At 64.7% G+C, this 23,105-nt stretch carries 20 protein-coding genes and 2 pseudogenes; 10 read left to right on the forward strand and 12 right to left on the reverse strand.

The window, feature by feature from the left end; genetic code table 11:
- Nucleotides 1–4 precede the first annotated feature (4 nt).
- Nucleotides 5–436, reverse strand: coding sequence for a rhodanese-like domain-containing protein (locus tag I6L39_RS05430; RefSeq protein WP_042078414.1), 432 nt, complete (start codon nucleotides 434–436; stop codon nucleotides 5–7).
- Nucleotides 437–784: 348 nt separating this feature from the next.
- Between I6L39_RS05430 and gpmM the strand changes: the two genes are divergently transcribed.
- Together gpmM and I6L39_RS05440 are read left to right on the forward strand one after the other, a co-directional pair.
- Nucleotides 785–2,314 carry a 2,3-bisphosphoglycerate-independent phosphoglycerate mutase gene (gpmM, locus tag I6L39_RS05435; RefSeq protein ID WP_216991243.1) on the forward strand — a complete coding sequence of 510 codons (1,530 nt, stop codon included), beginning with the start codon at nucleotides 785–787 and terminating at the stop codon, nucleotides 2,312–2,314.
- Nucleotides 2,315–2,323: 9 nt separating this feature from the next.
- Nucleotides 2,324–3,721, forward strand: coding sequence for a peptidoglycan DD-metalloendopeptidase family protein (locus I6L39_RS05440; RefSeq protein ID WP_216991244.1), 1,398 nt, complete (start codon nucleotides 2,324–2,326; stop codon nucleotides 3,719–3,721).
- 113 nt (nucleotides 3,722–3,834) lie between these two features.
- Here the strand turns inward: I6L39_RS05440 and I6L39_RS05445 are convergent, their stop codons facing one another.
- Nucleotides 3,835–4,485 carry a Qnr family pentapeptide repeat protein gene (locus I6L39_RS05445; protein ID WP_216991245.1) on the reverse strand — a complete coding sequence of 217 codons (651 nt, stop codon included), beginning with the start codon at nucleotides 4,483–4,485 and terminating at the stop codon, nucleotides 3,835–3,837.
- Nucleotides 4,486–4,573: 88 nt separating this feature from the next.
- Here I6L39_RS05445 and I6L39_RS05450 point away from each other — a divergent pair, with 88 nt between their 5' ends.
- The gene (locus I6L39_RS05450; RefSeq protein ID WP_216991246.1) at nucleotides 4,574–5,581 is read left to right on the forward strand and encodes a substrate-binding domain-containing protein; all 1,008 of its coding nucleotides are present in this window, start codon (nucleotides 4,574–4,576) and stop codon (nucleotides 5,579–5,581) included.
- Between the two features lie 110 nt (nucleotides 5,582–5,691).
- Entirely contained in the window at nucleotides 5,692–6,081 is a 390-nt protein-coding gene (locus I6L39_RS05455) for a nuclear transport factor 2 family protein (protein ID WP_216991247.1), read from the forward strand.
- Between the two features lie 53 nt (nucleotides 6,082–6,134).
- Here I6L39_RS05455 and I6L39_RS05460 read toward each other — a convergent pair whose 3' ends face one another.
- The 4 genes from I6L39_RS05460 to I6L39_RS05475 form a co-directional block, all read right to left on the reverse strand.
- Nucleotides 6,135–6,827: an AraC family transcriptional regulator gene (locus tag I6L39_RS05460; RefSeq protein WP_216991248.1), complete on the reverse strand. Its 693-nt coding sequence runs from the start codon at nucleotides 6,825–6,827 to the stop codon at nucleotides 6,135–6,137.
- Between the two features lie 138 nt (nucleotides 6,828–6,965).
- On the reverse strand, nucleotides 6,966–7,607 hold the full coding sequence (locus tag I6L39_RS05465; RefSeq protein WP_216991249.1) for a bifunctional 4-hydroxy-2-oxoglutarate aldolase/2-dehydro-3-deoxy-phosphogluconate aldolase: 642 nt from the start codon (nucleotides 7,605–7,607) through the stop codon (nucleotides 6,966–6,968).
- 9 nt (nucleotides 7,608–7,616) lie between these two features.
- Nucleotides 7,617–9,413: a phosphogluconate dehydratase gene (edd, locus tag I6L39_RS05470; RefSeq protein ID WP_216991250.1), complete on the reverse strand. Its 1,797-nt coding sequence runs from the start codon at nucleotides 9,411–9,413 to the stop codon at nucleotides 7,617–7,619.
- A 60-nt stretch (nucleotides 9,414–9,473) separates the two neighbouring features.
- Nucleotides 9,474–9,983 carry a gluconokinase gene (locus tag I6L39_RS05475; protein ID WP_042078405.1) on the reverse strand — a complete coding sequence of 170 codons (510 nt, stop codon included), beginning with the start codon at nucleotides 9,981–9,983 and terminating at the stop codon, nucleotides 9,474–9,476.
- A 165-nt stretch (nucleotides 9,984–10,148) separates the two neighbouring features.
- On the opposite strand from I6L39_RS05475, the gene I6L39_RS05480 reads away from it, so the two are divergent.
- The 5 genes from I6L39_RS05480 (at nucleotide 10,149) to I6L39_RS05500 (ending at nucleotide 17,707) form a co-directional block, all read left to right on the forward strand.
- Nucleotides 10,149–11,510 (forward strand): GntP family permease, encoded by a 1,362-nt coding sequence (locus I6L39_RS05480; protein WP_254203742.1) that lies wholly within the window; start codon nucleotides 10,149–10,151, stop codon nucleotides 11,508–11,510.
- Between the two features lie 152 nt (nucleotides 11,511–11,662).
- Nucleotides 11,663–13,012, forward strand: a complete 1,350-nt coding sequence (gene pssA / locus I6L39_RS05485) for a CDP-diacylglycerol--serine O-phosphatidyltransferase (RefSeq protein ID WP_042078402.1) — start codon at nucleotides 11,663–11,665, stop codon at nucleotides 13,010–13,012.
- 37 nt (nucleotides 13,013–13,049) lie between these two features.
- The gene (locus I6L39_RS05490) at nucleotides 13,050–13,304 is read left to right on the forward strand and encodes a hypothetical protein (protein ID WP_133164115.1); all 255 of its coding nucleotides are present in this window, start codon (nucleotides 13,050–13,052) and stop codon (nucleotides 13,302–13,304) included.
- Between the two features lie 202 nt (nucleotides 13,305–13,506).
- Nucleotides 13,507–15,576, forward strand: coding sequence for an ATP-dependent DNA helicase RecG (gene recG / locus I6L39_RS05495; protein ID WP_216991252.1), 2,070 nt, complete (start codon nucleotides 13,507–13,509; stop codon nucleotides 15,574–15,576).
- Nucleotides 15,577–15,634: 58 nt separating this feature from the next.
- Nucleotides 15,635–17,707, forward strand: a complete 2,073-nt coding sequence (locus tag I6L39_RS05500) for an AsmA-like C-terminal region-containing protein (RefSeq protein WP_216991253.1) — start codon at nucleotides 15,635–15,637, stop codon at nucleotides 17,705–17,707.
- Nucleotides 17,708–17,753: 46 nt separating this feature from the next.
- Here the strand turns inward: I6L39_RS05500 and I6L39_RS05505 are convergent, their stop codons facing one another.
- The 3 genes and pseudogenes from I6L39_RS05505 to I6L39_RS20375 all read right to left on the reverse strand — a co-directional run.
- Nucleotides 17,754–18,662 carry a bifunctional GNAT family N-acetyltransferase/hotdog fold thioesterase gene (locus I6L39_RS05505; RefSeq protein WP_042078399.1) on the reverse strand — a complete coding sequence of 303 codons (909 nt, stop codon included), beginning with the start codon at nucleotides 18,660–18,662 and terminating at the stop codon, nucleotides 17,754–17,756.
- A gap of 17 nt (nucleotides 18,663–18,679) precedes the next feature.
- Nucleotides 18,680–18,784, reverse strand: a pseudogene (locus tag I6L39_RS20240) (GNAT family N-acetyltransferase); the annotation flags it as partial.
- 17 nt (nucleotides 18,785–18,801) lie between these two features.
- Nucleotides 18,802–18,906: pseudogene (locus tag I6L39_RS20375) on the reverse strand (GNAT family N-acetyltransferase); the annotation flags it as partial.
- Between the two features lie 51 nt (nucleotides 18,907–18,957).
- On the opposite strand from I6L39_RS20375, the gene I6L39_RS05510 reads away from it, so the two are divergent.
- Nucleotides 18,958–19,614: a spermidine synthase gene (locus tag I6L39_RS05510; RefSeq protein WP_216991254.1), complete on the forward strand. Its 657-nt coding sequence runs from the start codon at nucleotides 18,958–18,960 to the stop codon at nucleotides 19,612–19,614.
- Between the two features lie 29 nt (nucleotides 19,615–19,643).
- On the opposite strand, the gene dtd is transcribed toward I6L39_RS05510, so the two are convergent.
- From dtd to typA, 3 genes are all read right to left on the reverse strand, one after another.
- Nucleotides 19,644–20,081, reverse strand: coding sequence for a D-aminoacyl-tRNA deacylase (dtd, locus tag I6L39_RS05515; protein WP_216991255.1), 438 nt, complete (start codon nucleotides 20,079–20,081; stop codon nucleotides 19,644–19,646).
- 75 nt (nucleotides 20,082–20,156) lie between these two features.
- A complete protein-coding gene (locus I6L39_RS05520) occupies nucleotides 20,157–21,029 on the reverse strand; it encodes a virulence factor BrkB family protein (RefSeq protein ID WP_042078396.1) in 873 nt (290 codons plus the stop codon).
- A gap of 170 nt (nucleotides 21,030–21,199) precedes the next feature.
- Nucleotides 21,200–23,011 (reverse strand): translational GTPase TypA, encoded by a 1,812-nt coding sequence (gene typA / locus I6L39_RS05525; protein WP_216991256.1) that lies wholly within the window; start codon nucleotides 23,009–23,011, stop codon nucleotides 21,200–21,202.
- Between the last annotated feature and the right edge of the window lie 94 nt (nucleotides 23,012–23,105).

Genomic DNA, 23,105 nt, shown 5'->3' on the forward strand with positions numbered 1-23,105 from the left:
TAAATCAGCGTTTTTTGGTCACCGGCAGATTGTCTGCACGCCATTGGGCCATGCCACCGCTGAGCACATACACCTGCTTGAAACCGGCCTTGCTCAGTTGGCGACCCGCGCCACCAGCGGTCATCCCCGACTCGCACACCACTATGATGGGGGCATCCTTGTGCTTTTCAACCGGACCCAGATTATTCGCCTGGATCTGGGTCAGCGGCAGGTGATGGGCTCCGGCCAGATGGCCCTTGGCAAACTCATCCTGACTGCGGATGTCCACGACGGTGGCATTTTCACGGTTGATAAGCAGGGTAGCGGCGTGGTTGTTGACCGCCTTCACCGGAGAAAAACGAGCACGCACAGTGGTATACACCAGAGTGCCTGCCAGGCCCAGCCAGGCTGCGGTCAGCAGCGGGTTGCGGGCCGCGAAATCCAAATACTCTTGCATCTTCTACTATCCAGGGACCAAGACAAGGGCCCGAGTATACATGGGGCCCTGCATAAGATCAGCCATCTTGGCGGCAAAGCGAGAGCAAGCTCCCATCAGGGATTGCCCCCGATTCTTCCTCCTCCAACCGGGCTGGACGAGAGGCTGCGCCATGTCGAAAAGAGGAGGGCCACAGAGGAAAACCCACCGCGGCAGACAAGCCGGCAACATGCCGAAAACAGCGGGATAACAGTTAAAAAGCGAGGCAGGAGAGGGACTTGGCTATCAGGTGACTATTTCGGCAGATGTAGTAATATTACGCTAGTTTCACTTCCCGCAATTCATTCCTATCCGAGAGGACATAGCCTTATGTCAACAGCTAAGAAACCGCTGGTTCTGGTCATCATGGACGGTTGGGGCTACAGCACCAAGCAAGAGTACAACGCCGTCGCTGCCGCCAAGACCCCCAATCTGGATCGCCTGGCCCGTGACTACACCAGCACCCTGATCTCCGGCTCCGGCCTGGACGTGGGTCTGCCGGACGGCCAGATGGGCAACTCCGAAGTGGGCCACACCAACATCGGTGCCGGTCGTGTCGTCTATCAAGAGCTGACCCGCATCTCCAAGGACATCCAGGAAGGCGTCTTCTTCCAGAATGTCGAGATCGGCAAGGCTGTCGACGCTGCCGTGAGCAAGGGCAAGGCCGTCCACATCATGGGTCTGATGTCCCCGGGTGGCGTACACAGCCACGAAGAACACATCATGGGCATGATCGAGATGGCCGCCAAGCGTGGCGCCGAGAAGATCTATTTCCACGCCTTCCTGGATGGCCGCGACGTGCCGCCGCGTTCCGCCCAGTCCTCCATCGAGCTGTTCGACGCCCTGTTTGCCAAACTGGGCAAGGGCCGTTTCGCCTCCATGATCGGCCGCTACTACGCCATGGACCGCGACAACCGCTGGGATCGCGTACAGCAGGCCTATGATCTGATGACGTTGGGCAAGGGCGAATTCACCGCCGACAACGCCACCGACGCACTGGCCGCCGCCTATGCCCGCGACGAGAACGACGAGTTCGTCAAGGCCACCCGCATCGGCGACGCTGCACCGATGGAAGATGGCGACGCACTGATCTTCATGAACTTCCGTGCCGACCGCGCCCGCGAGATCACCCGCGCCTTCGTCGACACCGACTTCACCGGCTTCGCCCGCACCGCCACCCCGGCCCTGAATTTCGTGATGCTGACCGAGTACGCGGCCGACATCAAGACCGCCTGTGCCTACCCGCCCACCGCCCTGGTCAACACCCTGGGTGAATGGCTGGCCAAGCAGGGCAAGACCCAGCTGCGCATCTCCGAGACCGAGAAGTACGCCCACGTCACCTTCTTCTTCAACGGTGGCGAAGAGGCCTGCTTCAGCGGCGAAGATCGCGAAATCGTGGCGAGCCCGAAAGTGGCCACCTATGACCTGCAGCCGGAGATGAGCTCCGAAGAGCTGACCGACAAGCTGGTAGCGGCCATCAAGAGCGGCAAGTACGACGTCATCATCTGCAACTACCCGAACGGCGACATGGTCGGCCACACCGGGGTGTTCGATGCCGCGGTCAAGGCCTGTGAAGCGGTCGACCACTGCATCGGTCGCGTCACCGACGCCCTGGCGGAAGTGGGTGGCGAGTGCCTGATCACCGCCGACCACGGCAACGCTGAGAAGATGATGGACGAAGAGACCGGTCAGGCCCACACCGCCCACACCAATCTGCCCGTTCCCCTCATCTACTTCGGTCGTAAGGCCGAGGTGGTGGAAGGCGGCAAACTGTCCGATCTGGCCCCCACCATGCTGACCCTGATGGGTGTGCCGGTACCGCCGGAAATGACTGGCAAGCCCCTGATGATTCTGAAATAATCCTGCCCCATGCGGGGATGCGATGTTATTTCACAGAAAACCAGTCGCGTCGGCCTGTTGGCCGGCGCGCTGTTTTTTTGCCTGATCGGCGGCACGGCCCAGGCTGCGAACCAGCAGCTCGGGGCCATGCAGTCCCAGATCAAGGAACAGCAGCAGACCCTCAAGCTCAGCAAGCAGGAGCTGGCCAAGCTCAACACCCAGCTCAAGGCTGACGAGCAGGCCATCTCGGCCGCCGCCGCCAAGCTCGACCAGACCAGGCTGCAACTCAAGCAGAACCAGCAGAAGCTGGCCTCCCTGCAGCAGGACAAGCTGGCGCTGGAGCAACAGGCAAAACACCAGAAACAGTTGCTGGCCAAGCAGGCGGAAAGCGCCTTCCAGGCGGGCAACCACGATTACCTCAAGCTGCTGCTCAATCAGCAGGATCCGGCCAAGCTGAGCCGCGCCCTCGATTATTTCGACTATCTCAACAAGGCCCGCATCGAGGCCATCGAGGCCCTGCGCGCCACCCGCGACAAGCTGGCCAAAAACCAGCTGGCCACCAAAGAGACCGAGACCCGGCTGCAGACCCTGCTCGGCGAACAGCAGCAACATCACCAGAGCCTGCTGGCCAGCCAGCAGAGCCGCGCCAAGGTGCGCAACCAGTTGCAGCAATCGGTGCAAAACGACGAGCTGAAACTGACCAGGCTGGTCAAGGCGGAAAAGGCGCTGAAGGCGCGGCTGGAGGAGCTGCGTCGCCAGCGGGAAGAGCAGGAGCGACGCGAGCGCGCCGAGCGGGAGCGCCTCGCCAAGATCAAGGCCGAGCAGGAGCGCCAGCGCCGGCTGGAGGCGCAGCGCCTGGCCGCCGAACAGAAACGCATCGCGGAGCAGCAGCGGATCGCGGCCCAGCAGCGGCAGGTCGGCGAGCAGCAACGGCTCGCCGCCGAACAGCGCAGGGTCAGCGAGCAGCAGGAGCAGGTGGCGAAGCAGCAAACGGCCGCCCGCAACAGCGCCAAGGCGAGCAGCAACGGCTATGGCGGCCTCAGCACGGGTGGCAACCTGCGCTGGCCGGTGCAGGGCCCCATCCTCATCTCCTACGGCTCGCCGCGTACCGCCGAGCTGAAGTGGAAGGGCACCCTGATAGGCGCCAGCGAAGGGACCCAGGTCAAGGCCGTGGCACCGGGCCAGGTGGTCTATGCGGACTGGCTGGACGGCTTCGGCATGCTGCTGGTCATCGACCACGGCCGCGGCTACATGAGCCTCTACGGTCACAACCAGTCGCTGCTGCGCCAGGTGGGCCAGAACGTGGAACAGGGAGAGCCCGTGGCCCTGGTCGGCGACAGCGGCGGGCAGGAGCGCTCCGGCCTCTACTTCGAGATCCGCTATCAGGGCGAAGCCATCAACCCCACCAAGTGGCTGGCCAGACGCTGACACCCCGGCTCCTCACAACGAAAAGCCTGCCTTGCGCAGGCTTTTTCATGGTGAAGGGCGCAGCCGCCACGAACTGCACCCGTTGATGAAAAATTACCTCTTTTTCCATCCCCTCAGGGAAAGACCACCAGGCCTATCTGCTCCAGCAGCCCCTGCTGCTGATCTTCATTGATCTGCACCCCGGCGAGGTTGACCCGGCGCAGATCCAGGCCGGACAGATCGCACTGGCGCAGGTCGCAGCCCTGCAGGTTGAAGCTGGTCCAGTCGATTTGCCCGAACTCGGAGCCGCTGAGATCCGAGCCCGCCAGGGAGGCGCCCAGCAGGTTGGCCCCCTGCCAGCGGTTGCCGGCAAGCTCGCACCGCTCCAGCAGGCAACTTTCGAAGTTCGCATAGCTGAAGTTGTTGCCGGTGAGGTGGGCCTCGCAGAAGTAGCTCTTGGCGGTGATCCGGTTGGCGAAGCTGGCGTGGGCGAAGTTGATCCCCATGGCCTGGCAGTCGCGCATCTCCAGCCCCAGACACTGGCTGCGGCCGAAGTCCGCCAGGGTGAGATCGCAGCGCAGGAAGCTCGCCTCCCGCAGATCGCAGCCCTGAAACAGGCAACCCAGCTCCCGCTCCCTGTCATAGAAGCTGCAGTCGACGAAGCGGCTCTCCCCGAGATCGAGCCAGGAGAAGTGGCAGCCGATGAAGCGGCACTCCGAGAACTGCTCCCCCTCCACCTCCCGCTGCTCGAAGTGGACCCCCTCGAAACACCTGCCCTTGGTCATCCCCTGCCCCCTGTTGATGGCGTCATATGCTGACTTTGTTGCGCAAAAACGGTAATGTTACCTGTAACATTTTTTGCCGGATCCCCAGATGAACGACACCCGCAAGCGCCGCCCCACCCTGCAGGACATCGCCGACCTGACCGGAGTCACCAAGATGACCGTCAGCCGCTACCTGCGCGATCCCCAGGCCGTGGCCGAAGGGACCCGCGAGCGCATCTCCGCGGCGGTAGAGGAGCTCGGCTACATCCCGAACCGGGCGCCGGACATGCTCTCCAACGCCACCAGCAAGGCGATCGGCATCCTGATCCCCTCCCTCTCCAACCAGGTCTTCTCGGCGGTGATCCACGGCATAGAGGCGGTGACCCGGCCCGCCGGCTACCAGACCCTGCTCGCCCACTACGGTTACAGCCCGGAGCGGGAAGAGGAGCAGGTCGCGTCTCTGCTCTCCTACAACGTGGACGGGCTCATCCTCTCGGACACCCAGCACACCGAGCGCACCCGCAAGATGATCGCCACCGCCGGCATTCCGGTGGTGGAGACCATGGATCTGCCGCTCTCTCCCATCGACATGGTGGTAGGCATGGATCACCGGGCCGCCGCCCGGGCCATGGTAACAGAGATGCTGCGCCGGGGACGGCGCAAGGTGATCTACCTCGGCGCCCGGCTCGACGTGCGCACCCAGTTGCGGATGGAAGGCTACTACCAGGCGATGGCCGATTTCGGCCTGACCGGCCAGCACCTGCTGACGGAGCAATCCTCCAGCTTCACCCTGGGGGGGGAGCTGCTGGCCCAGGCCATGGCGCGCTTCCCCGATCTCGACGGCCTGTTCTGCACCAACGACGACCTGGCGGTGGGCGCCCTGCTGCAATGCCAGGCCAGGTGGATCCCGGTGCCCCAGCAGGTGGCCATCGCCGGCAGCAACGCCCTCGACATCGGCCACGCCATGACCCCCAAGCTCGCCAGCATAGTCACTCCCCGCGAGGCCATCGGCCGCGAAGCCGCCATCATGCTGCTGGCCCGCCTCGGCGGCCAGCCGCTGGCGACCAGGTGCAAGGACATGGGCTTCTCCCTCTATGAGGGGGAGAGCCTCGGCTGATCTCCGGCCATCATGGCGCGTTCGACCGCCATGATGGCGCCTTTACCCCTCTCCCCTGTCCGCCCCCTGACCTATGCTGGCCCCTCAATCCACCATGTCAGGAGTACCCCATGCACCACACCAAACGACTGAAAGCCTGCCTGCGGCGCGTCATCTGCGCTCCCACCTTCCCCCTGGCCGAACTCGACGCCTGGTTCACCCCCGACTACTGCCAGGAGGTGAACGGCGAGCGGCTCGACTACCCGGCGTTTCGCCAGCACATCGCCGCGCTGCGCCGCCATCTGGCCGGGGCGAACATCGAGTTTGTCGCCACGCTGGCGCTGGGTGAGCGGGTCCACTCGACCCATCTGGTCAGGGCCACCCGCCACGATGGCGACACCCTGGTCTGCAAGGTGAGCGGCCTCTTCACCTTTCGCGGCGATCGGCTCTGCCACACCGACGAGGTGACCTGTCTGCTGGCAGGCAGCAAGGAGGATGCGGATATCGGCTCGCGGCGCTGACTGCCGGCAACCCGCAGATACCGCCTGGCGGACAGGACGCAGACGACGCGCCCTCAGGCCGCTGATTCGCGCCGGGCAAGGCGCTGGAGGGCGCGGGACAAGGCGCCGGGATCCTCGTAGCCGAGCCGATCGGCGATCTGGGCCAGCGTGAGCCCCCGGTGCTGCAACTGGCGCGCCCGCCCCAGCACCACCTGCTCCCGCCACTGGCGAAAACTGCACCCCAGCTGCTGGAGGAAGAGCCGGTTGAGGGTGCGCACCGAGGCGCCGCAGTCAGCCGCCAGCGCCCCCAGCGTCAGATGGATGGCAGGCGCCTGGCACACCCTGTCCAGCACCCGCAGCAGGCGCGGGTCCAGCTCCCCGGCGAGGGGAATACGCTCCGCGAGCGGATCGGCGCGCTCCAGCTCCTGGCCAAGCACCGTCAGATAGGCCCCCTTCACCTCTTCCTCGGCCAGCTCGGGCAGGCGGGCGAAGAGACCCGCCAGCAGCGGGCTGGCCTGCAAGGGGCCGAAGGTCGTGCGGGCGGAAGTCGGCACATAGAGGAGGGAGAGCCGGGATCGGCGCAGCACGCGAAACTCGTGCTCCCAGCCCGCCGGAATGAAGCAGATCTGGCCCGCCACCAGCAGCTCGCCCTCCCCGTGCCCCGTGATGATGCCGCCCCCGTCGTGCAGGTAGCAGTATTGGGCCCGGGGGTGGCAGTGCAGCGCGGTGAAGTGCCCTTGCGGGTAGGATGGATGCAGGCAGGACATGAAGGCTCCAGGGTGGAGGGACGGCCCCCGACCTTAAGCCAGGGCAAGGCCGGAAGCAAACGGCCCACCCCCTCCCGGGGCGTAAAAACAGCAGGCCACCCGAGGGTGGCCTGTCCGATTTATCTATACGGCTTTCGCTTAGCGCTTGACCAATTCAACCGCTTCCCGGGAGAGGCGGGTCACCTCCTCCCAGTTGCCGCTCTTGACGGCTTCTGCCGGCAGCATCCAGGAGCCGCCGACGGTGGCCACACATTTCAGCGCCAGGTAGTCGGCCACGTTTTTCGGGCCGATGCCGCCGGTGGGGCAGAATTTCACCTGGGGCAGCGGCGCCGCGATGGCGGAGAGCGCCTTGGTGCCGCCGTTCGCCTCGGCCGGGAAGAATTTGAGGTGGTCGTAGCCCGCTTCCAGCGCCTGCATCACCTCGGACGGGGTGGCCACACCCGGGATCAGCGGCGCAGTGCTCCTGGCCGCGTGGGCCAGCAGGGCCGGGGTCATGCCTGGGGAGATGACGAAGCGGGCACCGGCGGCCACGGCGGCATCAAACTGCGCGCAGTTGAGCACGGTACCGGCACCGACCATGGCGTCCGGCATCGCCTTGGCGATGAGGGCGATGGCGTCCAGCGCCACCGGCGTGCGCAGGGTGATCTCGAACACCGAGATGCCGCCGTCCAAGAGGGCCTTGGCCATGGGCAGGGCCTGCTCCAGCTCATTGATGACCATCACGGGTACCAGGGGGGAGGCGGCAAACACCTCGGCCGGGGTCACTTTCCAGTTCTGCATAGCTCTTCCTTAGTCAAAGATGGTGGCGCCGCACTCGGCGCTCGATACCGCGCGACGCATCACGCTGAACAGTTCACGGCCCCACCCCTCTTGTTCCAGGGTGAGGTCGATCTCGGCCTGGGTACGGCCACTCAAATCGGTCAGGCAGTCGAGGCTGCCGGTCACCGCGTCCACCCGCAGCAGATCGCCATCGGCAAGCAGGCCGATGGCCCCGCCGTGCAGCGCTTCCGGGGTGACGTGGATGGCGGCCGGGATCTTGCCGGAGGCGCCGGAGAGGCGACCGTCGGTGACCAGGGCCACCTTGTGACCCGCCTTCTGCAGGTTGCCGAGCACCGGCATCAGCTTGTGCAGCTCCGGCATGCCGTTGGCGGCCGGGCCGTTGTGGCGCACCACGATGACGGCGTCCTGGTTCAGCTCACCGGCCTTGTAGGCCGCCTCCACCGCGTGCTGGGAGGAGAAGACCCGCGCCGGCGCCTCGATGACGCGATACTCGGGAGCCACGGCGGAGACCTTGACCACGGCGCGGCCCAGGTTACCGGCCAGCAGCTTGGTGCCGCCGGTGGCCTGAAATACGCTACCGGAGGGGGACAATACACTCGCATCGCCGCTCTCACCCACCGGCTGCCATACCAGCTTGCCATCCACCAGTGCCGGGCGGCTGAGGTAATCCTGCATCTCGCCGAAGACCGGGGTGGCGTCCAGGTGGATCAGCCCCTCTTGGGCCAGCCGGCGCATCAGGCCGGGCACGCCCCCCGCCTGTTCGAAGGCGTTGACGTCAGCCGGGCCGTTCGGGTACATGCGCACCAGGAGCGGCACCACGTCGGAGAGATCGCTCAGGTCGTCCCAGGTCAGCTCCAGCCCGGCGGCGCGGGCCAGCGCCACCATGTGGATGCTGTGGTTGGTGCTGCCACCGGAGGCGAGCAGGGCCACCAGGCCGTTGACCAGGGCGCGCTCGTCGATCACCGCACTCAGGGGGCGATAGGCCGGGGAGCCCGGGATCATGGCGCTGATGCGGCGGGCCGCTTCCTCGGTGAGGGCGCGGCGCAGCTCGCTGTGCGGATGCACGAAGGCGGAGCCCGGCAGCATCAGGCCCATGGCCTCGAACACCAGCTGGTTGGTGTTGGCGGTGCCGTAGAAGGTGCAGGTGCCCGCCGCATGGTAGGCGCCACACTCCATCTTGAGCAGGGCGTCGCGGCCCACTTCACCGGCGGCGTACTGCTGGCGCACCTTCACCTTCTCGTCGTTGCTGATGCCGCTCGCCATCGGGCCGGCAGGCACGAAGGCGGTGGGCAGGTGGGCGTGGGAGAGCGCCCCCATGATCTGGCCCGGGGCAATCTTGTCGCAGATGCCGAGCAGCAGGGTGGCGTCGAAGGTGTTGTGGGAGAGGGAGACCGCGGTGGCCTGGGCGATGAGATCCCGGGAGAAGAGGGACATGTCCATCCCCGGCTGGCCCTGGGTCACACCGTCGCACATGGCGGGCACGCCGCCGGCGACCTGGGCGCTGTGGCCGAGCTCGGCCAGCGCGCCCTTGATGATGTCCGGGTAGCCCTGGTAGGGCTGATGGGCGCTCAGCATGTCGTTGTAGGCGCTGACGATGCCGACGTTGGCGCGGGTCATGTCGAGGATGCGCCCCTTCTCGTCACAGCTCGAGGCCGCCACGGCGTGGGCCAGGTTGCCGCAGGAGAGGGAGGCGCGGGTCTTGCCCTGCTCGGCCTGGCGCTGGATGCGGGCCAGGAAGCGGGCACGGCGGGCGGTGCTGCGCTCGCGGATGCGGTCGGTCACCAGGGTGATCACGGGATGGGTCATAGCTATCTCTCCAACTCTATATACGGGCGCGTTCGGCAGTGACCGGGCGCGCGACATGGCTCATTGCGCCTGCGCCAGCGCGGTGACGGCACGGTCGACCACCTGTTCGAAGGTCCCGTCGATATCGATGCGAAACACGCCGGGCTCGCCATCCGGTCGCTCCAGGGTATCAAACTGGCTTTGTACCATGGCTTCGCGCATGAAGTGGCCCTGCCGTGCCCGCATCCGCTCGAGAATGAGGGACTGGCTGCCATCCAGAAACAGGAAGTGTACCGAGTCGTTGCCCTCGCGGATCTGGTCGCGGTACTGCTTCTTGAGGGCCGAGCAGACGATGACGCCGAGCTCGTTCTTGCGCTCCAGGCTGTAGGCCGCATCGCGGATCCGCTCCAGCCAGGGGGCCCTGTCTTCGTCGTTGAGCGGGTTGCCCGCCGCCATCTTCTGGATGTTCGCGCGAGGGTGCAGATCATCGCCGTCGATGAACTTGGCCCCCAGGGCATTGGCCACCTTGAGGCCGATGCTGGACTTGCCGCTGCCACACACACCCATCACGATAATGCACTTGCCCGCCATTATTTGACCTCTCTCTCACTTTTCAAAAAACGTTCGCCTGATGGGTTCTAAGCTACCACGTTACCGGTAACATGTTACCGGTAACGTTTCGCAATGTGAAGTGCAGCACAGAAATGTGCAGAACAACAACTAGAACCATTTGAGGACAACTTTATGGACGGAGCAATGAACACACCCGATGTCGCCTACCTGCTCTCGGTAGCGGGCGGAGCCATTGTCATGCTGCTGGTGCTGATCATGCGATTCAAGGTACATGCCTTCGTGGCATTGACCCTGGTCAGCATGCTGACGGCCCTGGCCACCGGGGTCACCTATGACCAGGTGATCCCCACCATGCTGACCGGCTTCGGCGGCACCCTGGCCTCGGTCGCGCTGCTGGTCGGCCTCGGCGCCATGATTGGCCGGATCCTGGAGATGACGGGGGGCGCCAAGGTACTGGCCGATACCCTGATCAACCGCTTCGGCTCCCACCGCGCCCCCTTCGCGCTCGGCATCGCCTCCCTGCTGTTCGGCTTCCCGATCTTCTTCGACGCCGGCCTCATCGTCATGCTGCCCATCATCTTCAGCGTGGCGAAGCAGTTCGGTGGCTCCGTCCTCAAATATGCCCTGCCCTCCGCCGGCGCCTTCGCGGTGATGCACGCCTTCCTGCCGCCCCACCCGGGCCCGGTGGCCGCCAGCGAACTGCTGGGCGCCAACATAGGCCTGCTCACCGTCGTGGGCCTGCTGGTCGCGCTGCCCACCTGGTACCTGGGCGCCTACCTGTTCGGCCTCTGGTCCGGCAAGAAGTTTGAACTGCCCCTGCCCCCGAGCTTCACCGCCAGCGCCGAGCAGATCTCCGACAAGGCGCCGAGCTTCGGCCAGGTGCTCTCCATCCTGCTGCTGCCGCTGGTGCTCATCTTCATGGATACCGGCCTCAACACCCTGGGCGTCATGGGCGTCATCGACAAGGGGGCCGACTGGGTGAACGTGCTGCGCATGGTCGGCAAGACCCCGGTGGCCCTGCTCATCACCGTGCTCTACGCCCTCTGGCTGTTCCGCCAGACCCAGGGCAAGGTGCAGCTCGAGAAGTTCTGCAACGACGCCCTGGCCCCGGTCTGCGCCGTCATCCTGGTGACCGGTGCCGGCGGCATGTTCGGCGGCGTGCTGCGGGCGAGCGGCATCGGCGCCGCCCTGGCTGACGTGCTCTCCGACACCGGCATGCCGGTGATCCTGGCGGCCTTCCTGGTGTCCGCCGCGCTGCGGGTCGCCCAGGGTTCCGCCACCGTGGCCCTGACCACCACCGCCGCCCTGATGGCGCCGACCGTGGCCGCCACCACAGGCCTGAGCGAGCTGGATCTGACCTTCATCGTCATCGCCATCGCCGGGGGCGCGACCGTGCTCTCCCACTTCAACGACTCCGGCTTCTGGCTGGTCAGCCGCTTCCTGAACATGGACGAGAAGACCACCCTCAAGACCTGGACCGTGATGGAGACGCTGCTCGGCACCATCGCCTTCCTCATCGTGGCCACGGCCAGCGCCATCCTGTAACGGGAACACATCGGGGCCGCATCCGTCGGCCCCGATGTGACTCTGCACCGACTTTTTACGGATTCTTGCTTGGGCCCATCGCCACAGATTGCTAGAATTGCCTATTCTTCGCCCCGAGTGGAACGCTTCATCCCGTGATTTCAGGCTTCTCTATGCATTCATCGGCACATTATCGACAGTTGCTGACCCGCTTACCCCAGATCGCGGTCGCCGCGGATCAGTTTCAGGTGCTCAGCAGCGCCAAGGACTTCAAGAGCCGGATCCTGTCGCTCATCGCCCATGCGACCCAGCGCATCTACCTGATCGCGCTCTATCTGCAGGATGACGAGGCGGGACGGGAGATCCTCTCCGCCCTCTATGCCGCCAAGCAGCGCAACCCCGCCCTCGACATCAAGGTGTTCGTCGACTTCCACCGCGCCCAGCGCGGCCTGATCGGCAAGGGCAAGCAGGGGGGCAACCACCTGATGTACCAGGCCATGGCCGCCCGCCACGAACACCAGATCGAGATCTACGGCGTGCCGGTCAAGGGCCGCGAACTGCTCGGGGTACTGCACCTCAAGGGCTTCATCTTCGACGACACCCTGCTCTACTCCGGCGCCAGCCTCAACGACATCTACCTGCACCAGCAGGAGCGCTACCGCTTCGATCGCTATCACCAGATCCACAGCCCGGCGCTGACTCGCAGCATGGTCAACTACGTGGATGACGTCTTCCTCGGCAGCGAGGCCGTCCAGCGGCTGGATCGCACCGGCATCCCCGGCGCCAAGCAGCTCAAGGGGCAGATCCGCCGCTTCAAGCAGCGCCTGCGCACCAGCCAGTACCGCTTCGAGAGCATCCCTGCCAACGCCCGGGAGGTCGCCGTGACCCCCATGGTGGGCCTGGGCAAGCGAGGCAACCAGCTCAACCGGATGATCCGCAATCTGGTGCGGGCCACCGAGCGGGAGATCTTCATCTGCACCCCCTACTTCAACCCCCCCAAGGAGTTGAACAAGGACGTGGAAGGGCTGCTCAGACGCGGCTGCAAGGTGACCATAGTGGTGGGCGACAAGACCGCCAACGACTTCTTCATCCCGCCGGAGGAGAAGTTCTCCACCATAGGCGGCCTGCCCTATCTCTACGAGACCAACCTGCGCAAGTTTGCCGAACGCAACCAGCACCACATCGACAACGGCCGGCTCAACCTCATGCTCTGGTGTTGCGACAAGAACTCCTATCACCTCAAGGGGATCTTCGTGGACGAGGAGTGGGCCCTGCTCACCGGCAACAACCTCAACCCCCGTGCCTGGGCGCTGGATCTGGAGAACGGCCTGCTGGTGCACGACCAGCACCACCACCTGCGCGAGCGCTTCCAGCAGGAACGCGACTGCATCCTGGCCCATACCCGCCGCATCAGCCACTTCGACCAGATAGAGCAGATCAAGGACTACCCGGATCAGGTGCGCAAGCTGCTGGCCCGGATCCACAGGGTCAAGGCGCACCTCCTGCTCAAGCGGATCATCTGATTTCCAATAACCCATTGTTGTTGTACAAGAGGGATATATGTCATTAATCATCTCAACCCAAGATGTTGATACATGGAAAAAACGGATTCAAAAAGATGGGCTTAAAGGCTCAACATACTTTTGTCAGCAAGGTGGAAAAGTTTGGGTTTCAGCATCTGCGGATCATAAGCAGATATGCCAGCAAGTTCTTGGCGCAGATTCAGGCACAAGTTCTCTGCCAAGCTACCTTCGCTGGGATGATGTCAGTGCTGTGAATTTAGTAGAGTTGCTGTACCAAATTGAAAAGGCGTAGTTCTTTTAAAAAGTCACATTTACACACACCTCATCTGATTTTTCTCCAGCGCCAACAAAGGCCTCCCGTTTTCGGCAGGCCTTTGTTGTATCCGCTATTTTCCCCGCTTTGGCGACCCAGCCCGCAGCGACTCGGCTTGCATCAGGGCCGCAACAGCCCCTATCATCTGGACATATTTACAGTGTTTCCGGGCATCTAATTGATGAAATTGGATAAAATCTCCCTCGACAGCCTCAAGGGTGTCGGCAGCAAGATGCAGGAGAAGCTCGAGCGACTCGGGCTGGCCACGGTGCAGGATCTGCTGTTCCACCTCCCCCTGCGCTACGAGGACCGCACCCAGGTGTGGCCCATCGGCGATCTGCCGCCCGGCCTGCACGGCGCGGTCGAGGGCGAGATCCAGGACACCCAGCTGGTGATGGGGCGCCGCCGCATGCTGGTCTGCCGCATCGGCGACGGCACCGGCAGCCTGACCCTGCGCTTCTTCAATTTCACCGCCGCCCAGAAGAACAGCCTGGCCCCCGGCCGGTTGATCCGCTGCTTCGGCGAGGCCCGTCCCGGCAAGTACGGACTGGAGATGGCCCACCCCGAGTACAAGCTGCTCGGCGAGGAGCAGGCCGGCCAGACCGAAGAGGCCCTCACCCCCGTCTACCCGACCACGGAGGGGCTGCGCCAGCTCACCCTGCGCAGCCTCACGGATCAAGCCCTGGCCCAGCTCGATCTCCATGGCGTCGAAGAGCTGCTGCCCGCCGGCCTCTATCCCCAGCAGATCGATCTCGCCGCCGCCCTGAAACTGCTGCACCGCCCGCCCCCCTCGGTGGCGCTGGCCCTGCTGGAGAGCGGCCAGCACCCGGCCCAGCAGCGGCTGGTGCTGGAGGAGCTGCTGGCCCACAACCTCTCGGTCCTCAAGGTGCGCGCTCAGGCACAGACCCAGCTGGCCCGCGCCCTCAAGCCGGCCCCCGCCCTGGTGGAGCAGCTGCTCGGCGCCCTGCCGTTCAGCCCCACCGGTGCCCAGAGCCGGGTGGTGGCCGAAATCAGCCGGGATCTGCAGCAGAGCCACCCCATGATGCGGCTGGTGCAGGGGGATGTGGGCTCCGGCAAGACCCTGGTGGCGGCATTGGCGGCGCTGCAGGCCATCGGCAACGGCTGCCAGGTGGGGTTGATGGCGCCGACCGAGCTGCTGGCCGAGCAGCACGCCATCAACTTCGCCAGGTGGCTGGAGCCGCTCGGCATCCAGGTCGGCTGGCTGGCAGGCAAGCAGAAGGGCAAGGCGCGGGAGGAGGCACTGGCCGCCATCGCCGATGGCAGCGTCAAGATGGTGGTGGGCACCCATGCCATCTTCCAGGAGCAGGTGGTGTTCCAGCGCCTGGCCCTGGTCATCATCGACGAGCAGCACAGGTTCGGGGTGCACCAGCGCCTCGCCCTGCGGGAAAAGGGGGAGCGTGAAGGCGTCCACCCCCACCAGCTCATCATGACCGCCACCCCCATCCCCCGCACCCTGGCGATGACCGCCTATGCGGACCTCGACACCTCGGTCATCGACGAGCTGCCGCCGGGGCGCACCCCCATCACCACGGTCGCCCTGCCGGACAGTCGCCGGGGAGACGTGATCGAACGGGTCAGGCTTGCCTGCGAGGAGGGCAAGCAGGCCTACTGGGTCTGTACCCTGATCGAGGAGTCCGAGGTGCTGGAGTGCCAGGCCGCCGAGGACACCGCCGCCGAGCTGCAAACCCTGCTGCCCGGTCTGCACATCGGCCTGGTGCACGGCCGGATGCGGCCGGTCGAGAAACAGCGGGTGATGGAGGAGTTCAAGGCGGGCATACTGCAACTGCTGGTCGCCACCACCGTCATCGAGGTGGGGGTGGATGTGCCCAATGCCAGCCTGATGATCATCGAGAACCCGGAGCGGCTGGGGCTGGCCCAGCTGCATCAGCTGCGCGGCCGGGTCGGGCGGGGGTCCGTGGCCTCCCACTGCGTGCTGCTCTACCACGCGCCGCTCTCCAAGACGGCCCAGAGCCGGCTCGGGGTGCTGCGGGAGACCAACGACGGCTTCCTGATCGCCCAGCGGGATCTGGAGCTGCGCGGCCCGGGGGAATTGCTCGGTACCCGCCAGACCGGCCTCGCCGACCTCAAGATCGCCGACCTAGTGCGCGACCAGCCGCTCATCCCTCAGGTGCAGAAGATGGCACGCTTCCTGATGGACAAGCACCCGGCGCATGTCGAGCCCTTGATCCGCCGCTGGCTGGGCCTGCGAGACCACTACTCCAATGCCTGACCTGCGGGATCACGCTGCCAACGCCTGATCACTCAACCAATACAGGAGGAAAGCGCTTATGAATTCCTGGCTGCGCGGCCTGCTCTACACCCTCGCCTTCCTGCTGCTCTTCGTCTGGGTCGGTCTCGGCCTGTTCGACGCCGAACGCGCCAAGGGGCCCATCGCCGACTGGCTCAGCCGGCAGACCGGCGTGCCTGTCAGCATAGGCCGGCTGGTGTTCAATCCCCTGCACCCCTACACCCTGCTGGCGGAGCAGGTGCGCTACGGGGATGCGGTGCAGCTGGAGAAGATCTATCTGGAGGTAGAGAGCATCGACTGGCTGAACCGGGACGTGCGCATCGCCCACCTGGACCTCATCCGTCCCGCCATCAAGCTGCCACTCCCGAACCAGTTGCCGACGCTGCCGGTACACTCCCTCACCATCGCCGACAGCACCATAGACAACCTGAACCTGCAGAGCGAGGCCCTGACCCTGCGCGGCCTGAGCGCCACCCTGAGCGATTGGGAGCTGATCGATCCGAGACGCCAGCCCCAGGTCAACCTGACCCTGGGCATCAACCAGCTGGAGACGTCCAGGTTCACCCTGGCCCGTCTCAGCCTCAAGGGGCGACTGGAGGGGCAGGTGCTGAGCACGGACAGGCTGAGCGCCAACCTGTTCGACGGCCTGCTCGAAACCGGCATGGTGCTGAACTGGCCAGAGCGCAGCCTGCAACTGCACGATCTCAAGGCAAGCGCCATGCGAGTCGAGCTCGGTGACATCCCGCCGGGTGAGTTCCCCCTGAACCGCATCACCCTGGACAGGGGCCAGCTTGCCCAGGTCAGCATCAATGCCATCGAGCAGGAGCTCTCCCTCAACAACTTCAACGGCCAGCTCACCGCCTTCGACTGGCAGGCGGGCAGTCGCACGAGCGGCTATCTCGCCGGCACCCTGGGGGATCTGGGGCGAGGCCTGTTTCAGCTGGAAGCCATCGAGGGCAAGCTCGCCTTCTCGCCCCGACAGCTCGATGCCGAGCTGAGGGGCAAGGCCTATGAGGGGGAGTTCAGCCTGGATCTCGCCCTCGATCCCCAGCAGCAGAAGCTGACGCTCAAGGAGCTGACGCTGAGCGGCATGGACATCAGCCTGCCGGACGGTTGGTGGCAGGATTGGCAGGGCTGGCGGCCGCAGCAGATCGACGTGCGCAAGCTGGCCTTCGACAGGCTCAAGGTGCTCTCCTTCGACGATGCCCTGCCCCTCTCCCTGACCGGCTGGCAGTTCTATCTGAACGACCTCGCCCTGCGGGGCAATCAGCCGGCTCCCCTGCTGGGGCGAGCCAGGGTCGAGAGCAAGTGGTTCGAGCTGGTGTGGGGCGGCCTCAGCGCCCGCAACGGCGAGCTGGATGGCGAGCTGACCCCCGGCGCCTGGCAGCTCAACAAGCTGACCAGCAGCCTGCCGAACGAGGGTTCCCTCAGCCTCAGTGGCCAGTGGAGCAAGGCGCCCGGCCAGGAGAGCCGCCTGCAACTGCAGGGCAAGCAGCTGGATCTGGAGCTGTGGGGCAAGCTGCTGCACGCCCCTGTGTCGCTCGCGGGCAAGGTGGATCTGGCGGCACAGCTGCAGGCCGACCTCAACGGGCAACCCGGCGAGGAGGTGGCCAACTGGCGCCGGACTCTCCAGGGCAGCCTGAGCCTGGAGAGCAGGGATCCCTTCTGGGACAGGGTCGGCATCGACCCCCTGCTGGATGCCTGGTTCAAGGAGCAGGCCCCCCCCGCCCTGACGCCGCAGGCGCTGTGGCAGGCGATGCAGCGGGGAGACACCCCCTTCTATCACATCAGGCTGGACGCCAGGGCGAAGCAGGGCAAGGTGCGGATCGAGCGGGGCGGCGCCTCCACCATCACCCACCTGCTGGCGCTGCAGGGGGGCGTCGATCTCGCCGCCGACCAGTGGCAGCTGGACCTCGGGGTCCTGAACAAGCGGCGCTGCGCCGAGCTGCTGGCCCGCTGGCGCGGCCCCCTCGCGGATCCCGGCCTGGAGTGGCAGTTCCCTACCGGGCAGGAGGCCTGCGGCTGGGAGGCTGGCGTGCGCTACCCGGCACAGGGGCGCAGCGGCCCGCTCTGGCGACCGCAGGCGCCGGCCCCCACCACTGCATCCCAATAACGAACAAGGCCTCGCGATGAGGCCTTGTGGTAGAGCGCGCGCGGGATCAGCGCCCGCCGCGCTTGATGGGCAGCACCACGTACTGCCCGACGAATTCCACCGCCAGCTTGCGACCGCTGAACAGCTGGACCCGCAGGCTGAACTTGGCGGACTCCCCGCTCCTCAGCGGTTCGAGCACGGCAGGCATCCCCTCCCGGGCCACCCTGGCCTCAGGCTCCTCGCTCACGGGTCTGTAGTATTTGATGTTACCCTCGGCCAACACGGTATCGCCCCCCAGGCCGGCTTCCTTGAGCTGCAACCAGATGAGGCCCCAGCCCGCCAGCACGCACTGGCTGTAGATGCTGCCGGCGAACATGGTGTCGTGGACGTTGAGGTTGGCCGCCAGGTTCGCCTTGAGGTGGAAGGTCTGGCCGTCGTAGTGGGTGATGTGCACCCCCATCTTCTCGCTGATGGGAATGCCCCGCGACCAGCGGGTGGTGAGGTCCTGGCACCACTCCGGGCGATACTGGATGGTCTGCAGCGGGCTCAGGGACTTGATCATCTGGCGGTGGGGAATGCGGCCGAAGGAGACAGGGCCTTCCCCCACTTCGAGAAATCCGCACTTGCGATAGAACTCCACCGCCTCCTGGCGGGCGTTCATCACCAGCCGCTTCACCTTCTCGTCGCGGGCCAGCTGCTCTAGATCCTCCACCATGCGGGCTCCCAGCCCCTGACCGCGGTACTCGGGGCGCAGCGCCATGAAGCGGATCTGGGCCTCGTCGCCACCGACGAAGAGCCGGCCCACGGCGATGGGGGTGCCATCCTCGGTGAGCATCAGCCGGTGAATGGCAACGCTGTCGTATTCGTCACGCTCGGAGCCCACGGGCAGGTTGAAGGGCTTGCGCAGCAGTTCCCAGCGCAACTGGTAATAGGCATCCAGCTCGGCTGCTGTTTGAGGAGTGACTACCCGGTACATAAAGCGATCCTTGAGTGTGCGCCGACGGACAGATTGAAGGGCTTGCGCACCAATGCCTCCCAGCGCAACTGACAATAGGCATCCAGCTCGGCTGCTGTTTGAGGAGTGACTACCCGGTACATAAGGCGATCCTTGAGTGTGCGCCGACGGACAGATTGAAGGGCTTGCGCACCAATGCCTCCCCGCGCAACTGATAATAGGCATCCAGCTCCGCTGGCGTTTGGGGGGTGACCACCCGGTACATAGCGACATCCTTGAGTTACACTGGTCGAAAGCCATCTTGCCGTGCAAATTCATGGACTTCAATCTACAAGCGTACCAAGCCGATCACTTGTTGCACCTCAGTGTCAAACCCGCACGTCGCCTCTGTGTCCTGGAAAATGCCCGCCATCGCTGGCTGGAACTGGACGGCGTGGTGCAATCCGCCATGAGCCTCAGCCAGCCATCGCACCTCTGCCTGCCCCATCAGAGGAGCATCGCCGAACGCCTGCCGGAGCGGGCAGGCCGGATCCTGGAGCTGGGGCTGGGCGGGGGGGATCTCACCCGCCATCTGGCGGCACGCTGGCCCGAGGCTCGCCATGACTGCGTGGATCTGGACGACGAGATCCTCACCCTGTTCCAGCAGTTTTTCCTGCCCCCGACGGGAGGCACGCCACGGCTGCACCATGCCGATGCACTGCACTTCCTGCTGGAAAGCCGGGAGCAGTACGATCTGGTGCTGCTGGACCTGTTCAGCCAGGACGGCAACCCCCTGCTGCTGTTCCAGACCCCGCTCTATCGGGCGCTGGCCCAGCGCCTGTGCGGCACCCTCATCGTCAACCTGCTGCCGCGCACCCGACTGGAGCAGGACCAGGCGCTGAAACTGGCGCGGGAGTGGATAGGCCCCACCACGGCCCACGGGGTGCCCGGCTATCGCAACGTCATCCTGCACGCCACCCGCCAGCAGGCGTAACGCCGGTCTGCGAGCCGTCAGTATTGGCCCTAGACCTGCAGCCAGAAGGTCACGGGCCCGTCGTTGAGCAGCCTCACCTTCATGTCGGCGGCGAAGCGGCCGGTCTCGGTCGGTACGCCCCCTTCCCTGGCCCGGGCCACGAAGTAGTCGTAGAGCCGCTCGGCCTCGCTCGGGTGCGCCCCGCCGGAGAAGCTGGGCCTCATCCCCTTCTGGGTGTCCGCCGCCAGGGTGAACTGGGAGACCACCAGCAGGCTGCCCCCAACCTGCCCCAGGTTGAGGTTCATCTTGCCCTGCTCGTCGGAAAAGATGCGATAACCGCTCACCTTGTGCAGCAGCTTGTCGGCCTTGGCCTCGTCATCCCCCTGCTCCACCCCGAGCAGCACCAGCAGACCCTGGCCTATGGCCCCGGTCACCTCTCCTTCTACCGTCACGCTGGCCTCGCTGACCCGCTGAATCAGTGCAATCACCCGCAACTCCTTTGTCTTGTCAGAAACGCACGACCGCCCGAAGGCGGTCGTAGATGTTAGCAATAAGCGATGGGATCAGCCCAGCTCCTCTGCGCCCGGCTTCTCGTATTCACCGAGGCAGGCGGTGGTCTCGGCCCCCAGCAACACCACCAGCCAGCTCAGATAGACCCAGACGAACAGGATGGGGATGGTTGCCAGGGCACCATAGATGGCCTGGTAGGAGGGGAAGTTGGTGATATAGATGGCGAAGCCACGTTTGGCCAACTCGAACAGGGAGGCCGCAACCAGGGCGCCGATGAAGGCGTGGGTCAGCCGCACCCGGCAGTTCGGCACCACGGTATAGATCAGCAGGAAGGTGAGCACGGAGAAGAGGAACGGCAGGCTGCGCAGCAGCAGGTAACCGATGCCGAACAGGCTGTCCGCGGCGAACAACTTGAGGGAGAGGATATAGGAGGAGATGGCGAGGCTGGCACCGATGAGCACGGGGCCCAGGGTCAGGATCATCCAGTACATGGCGAACGCCTGGGCCAGGGGCCGGCTCCGGGTCGATCGCCAGATGTAGTTGAGGTTCTTGTCGATGGCCGAGATGAGCATGAGCGCCACCACGATCAGGGCGCCGATGCCGACCGCCGTGGTGTTGGTGGCGTTGGCCACGAAGCCGTCGATGTACTCCTTGAGCATCTCCCCGGCGGTGGGCACGAAGTTGTGGTAGACGAACTGCTCCATCCCCTGCTTCAGGCTCTGGAACACCGGAAAGGCCGACATCATGCCGAACACCACGGCGATCATGGGCACCAGGGAGAGCAGGGTGACATAGGCCAGGTAGCCCGCGGTGACCGTCAGCCTGTCCTGCTGGAAGCGGCCCCAGACGAACTGGGCGAAGTGGGCACCATCGTGGCGCAAGAAGGAGAGGAAGTGGGCCAGGCGGCCACGGATCTGCTGCTGCATCTTGATTCTCGTAAGCGTCGTCATGCAGACATTGTGTCAGATAGGGTGGCCATTTGACCACCCGAGCACCGGCCGGGGAAGTCCAGCCCGGGCGTGGGGCAGCCCTGTTCCCGCCTTTTGGCCATAAAAAAAGAGGCCCGCAGGCCTCCTTCTATCGCTGATGCAGCGGATCAAGCACGACCGGCGCGCTTGCGATCCAGCTCGGTCAGCAGCTTCTTGCGGATACGGATGCTCTTCGGCGTCACTTCCACCAGCTCGTCGTTATCGATGAACTCCAGGGCCTGCTCCAGAGACATGCGGATCGGCGGAGTCAGCACCTGGGCTTCGTCGGTGCCGGAGGCACGCATGTTGGTCAGCTGTTTGCCCTTCAGGCAGTTCACGGTCAGATCGTTGGAGCGGGAGTGGATACCGATCACCTGGCCTTCGTACACCTCGGTTGCGTGACCGATGAACAGACGACCGCGGTCTTGCAGACCGAACAGGGCATAGGTCAGGGCCTTGCCGGTGGCGTTGGAGATCAGCACGCCGTTCTGGCGCTCACCGATGCTGCCACCCTTGTGCGGACCGTAGTGGTCGAAGGTGTGGTACAGCAGGCCGGTACCCGAGGTCAAGGTCATGAACTCGGTCTGGAAGCCGATCAGGCCACGGCTCGGGATCATGAAGTCCAGACGGACACGACCCTTGCCATCCGGGGTCATGTTGGTCATCTCGCCCTTACGCAGACCCAGTTGCTCCATGACGGAACCCTGGTGCGCTTCTTCCACGTCGACAGTGACGGTTTCGAACGGTTCTTGCAGTTCGCCATTCACGGTGCGCAGGATCACTTCCGGACGGGATACCGCCAGCTCGTAACCTTCGCGACGCATGTTTTCGATCAGGATGGAGAGGTGCAGCTCACCACGGCCGGAGACGCGGAACTTGTCCGGATCATCGGTCTCTTCCACGCGCAGGGCCACGTTGTGGACCAGCTCCTGGTTCAGACGCTCCAGAATGTTGCGGGAGGTGACGAACTTGCCCTCTTTGCCGGCGAACGGAGAGGTGTTGACCTGGAAGGTCATGTTCACGGTCGGCTCGTCAACGGAGAGCGGCGGCAGCGCCTCGACGGCACCGTTGTCGCAGATGGTGTCCGAGATCTTCAGCTCGCCCAGGCCGGTGATGGCGATGATGTCGCCCGCTTGCGCGTCGGCCACTTCGGTACGGGACAGGCCCAGGTAACCCAGCACCTGACCGACCTTGCCGTTGCGGGTCTTGCCGTCGGCACCGACCACGGTGACCTGCTGGTTGGTCTTGACGCGACCGCGGGTGATGCGACCGATGCCGATGACGCCAACATAGGAGTTGTAGTCCAGCTGGGAGATCTGCATCTGGAAACCGCCGTCGGTGTCAGCAGCAGGGGCTTCCACGTTGTCGACGATGGCCTGGAACAGGGGTTCCATGTTGTCGGACTCGACGTCTTGATCCAGGGTGGCCCAACCGTTCAGTGCAGAGGCGTAAACAACCTTGAAGTCCAGTTGCTCATCGGTGGCACCCAGGTTGTCGAACAGATCGAAGACCTGATCCATTACCCAGTCAGGACGCGCACCCGGACGGTCGATCTTGTTGATGACCACAATGGGCTTCAGACCCTGGGCGAACGCCTTCTGGGTCACGAAGCGGGTCTGCGGCATCGGGCCGTCGACGGCGTCGACAAGCAGCAGCACGGAATCGACCATGGAGAGCACGCGCTCTACTTCACCACCGAAGTCGGCGTGACCCGGGGTATCCACGATGTTGATGCGGTAGTCGTTCCAGCGGATCGCGGTGTTCTTGGCGAGAATGGTGATGCCACGTTCCCGTTCCAGATCATTGGAGTCCATGATCCGTTCCTGACCTTCGCTGGTGCGATCCAGGGTGCCGGATTGCTGCAGCAGCTTATCAACCAGCGTCGTCTTGCCGTGGTCAACGTGCGCAATAATCGCAATATTGCGTAAATTATCTAACATTCTCGCCTCAAATCACCGGGTAAAATTGGGCGCTAATTGTACTCTCGCCTTTGTGATCTGCCTAGCAGAATTGCAACACATTCGCGCACGACAG

Source organism: Aeromonas sp. FDAARGOS 1409, assembly GCF_019048705.1.
Lineage (GTDB): Bacteria > Pseudomonadota > Gammaproteobacteria > Enterobacterales > Aeromonadaceae > Aeromonas > Aeromonas sanarellii.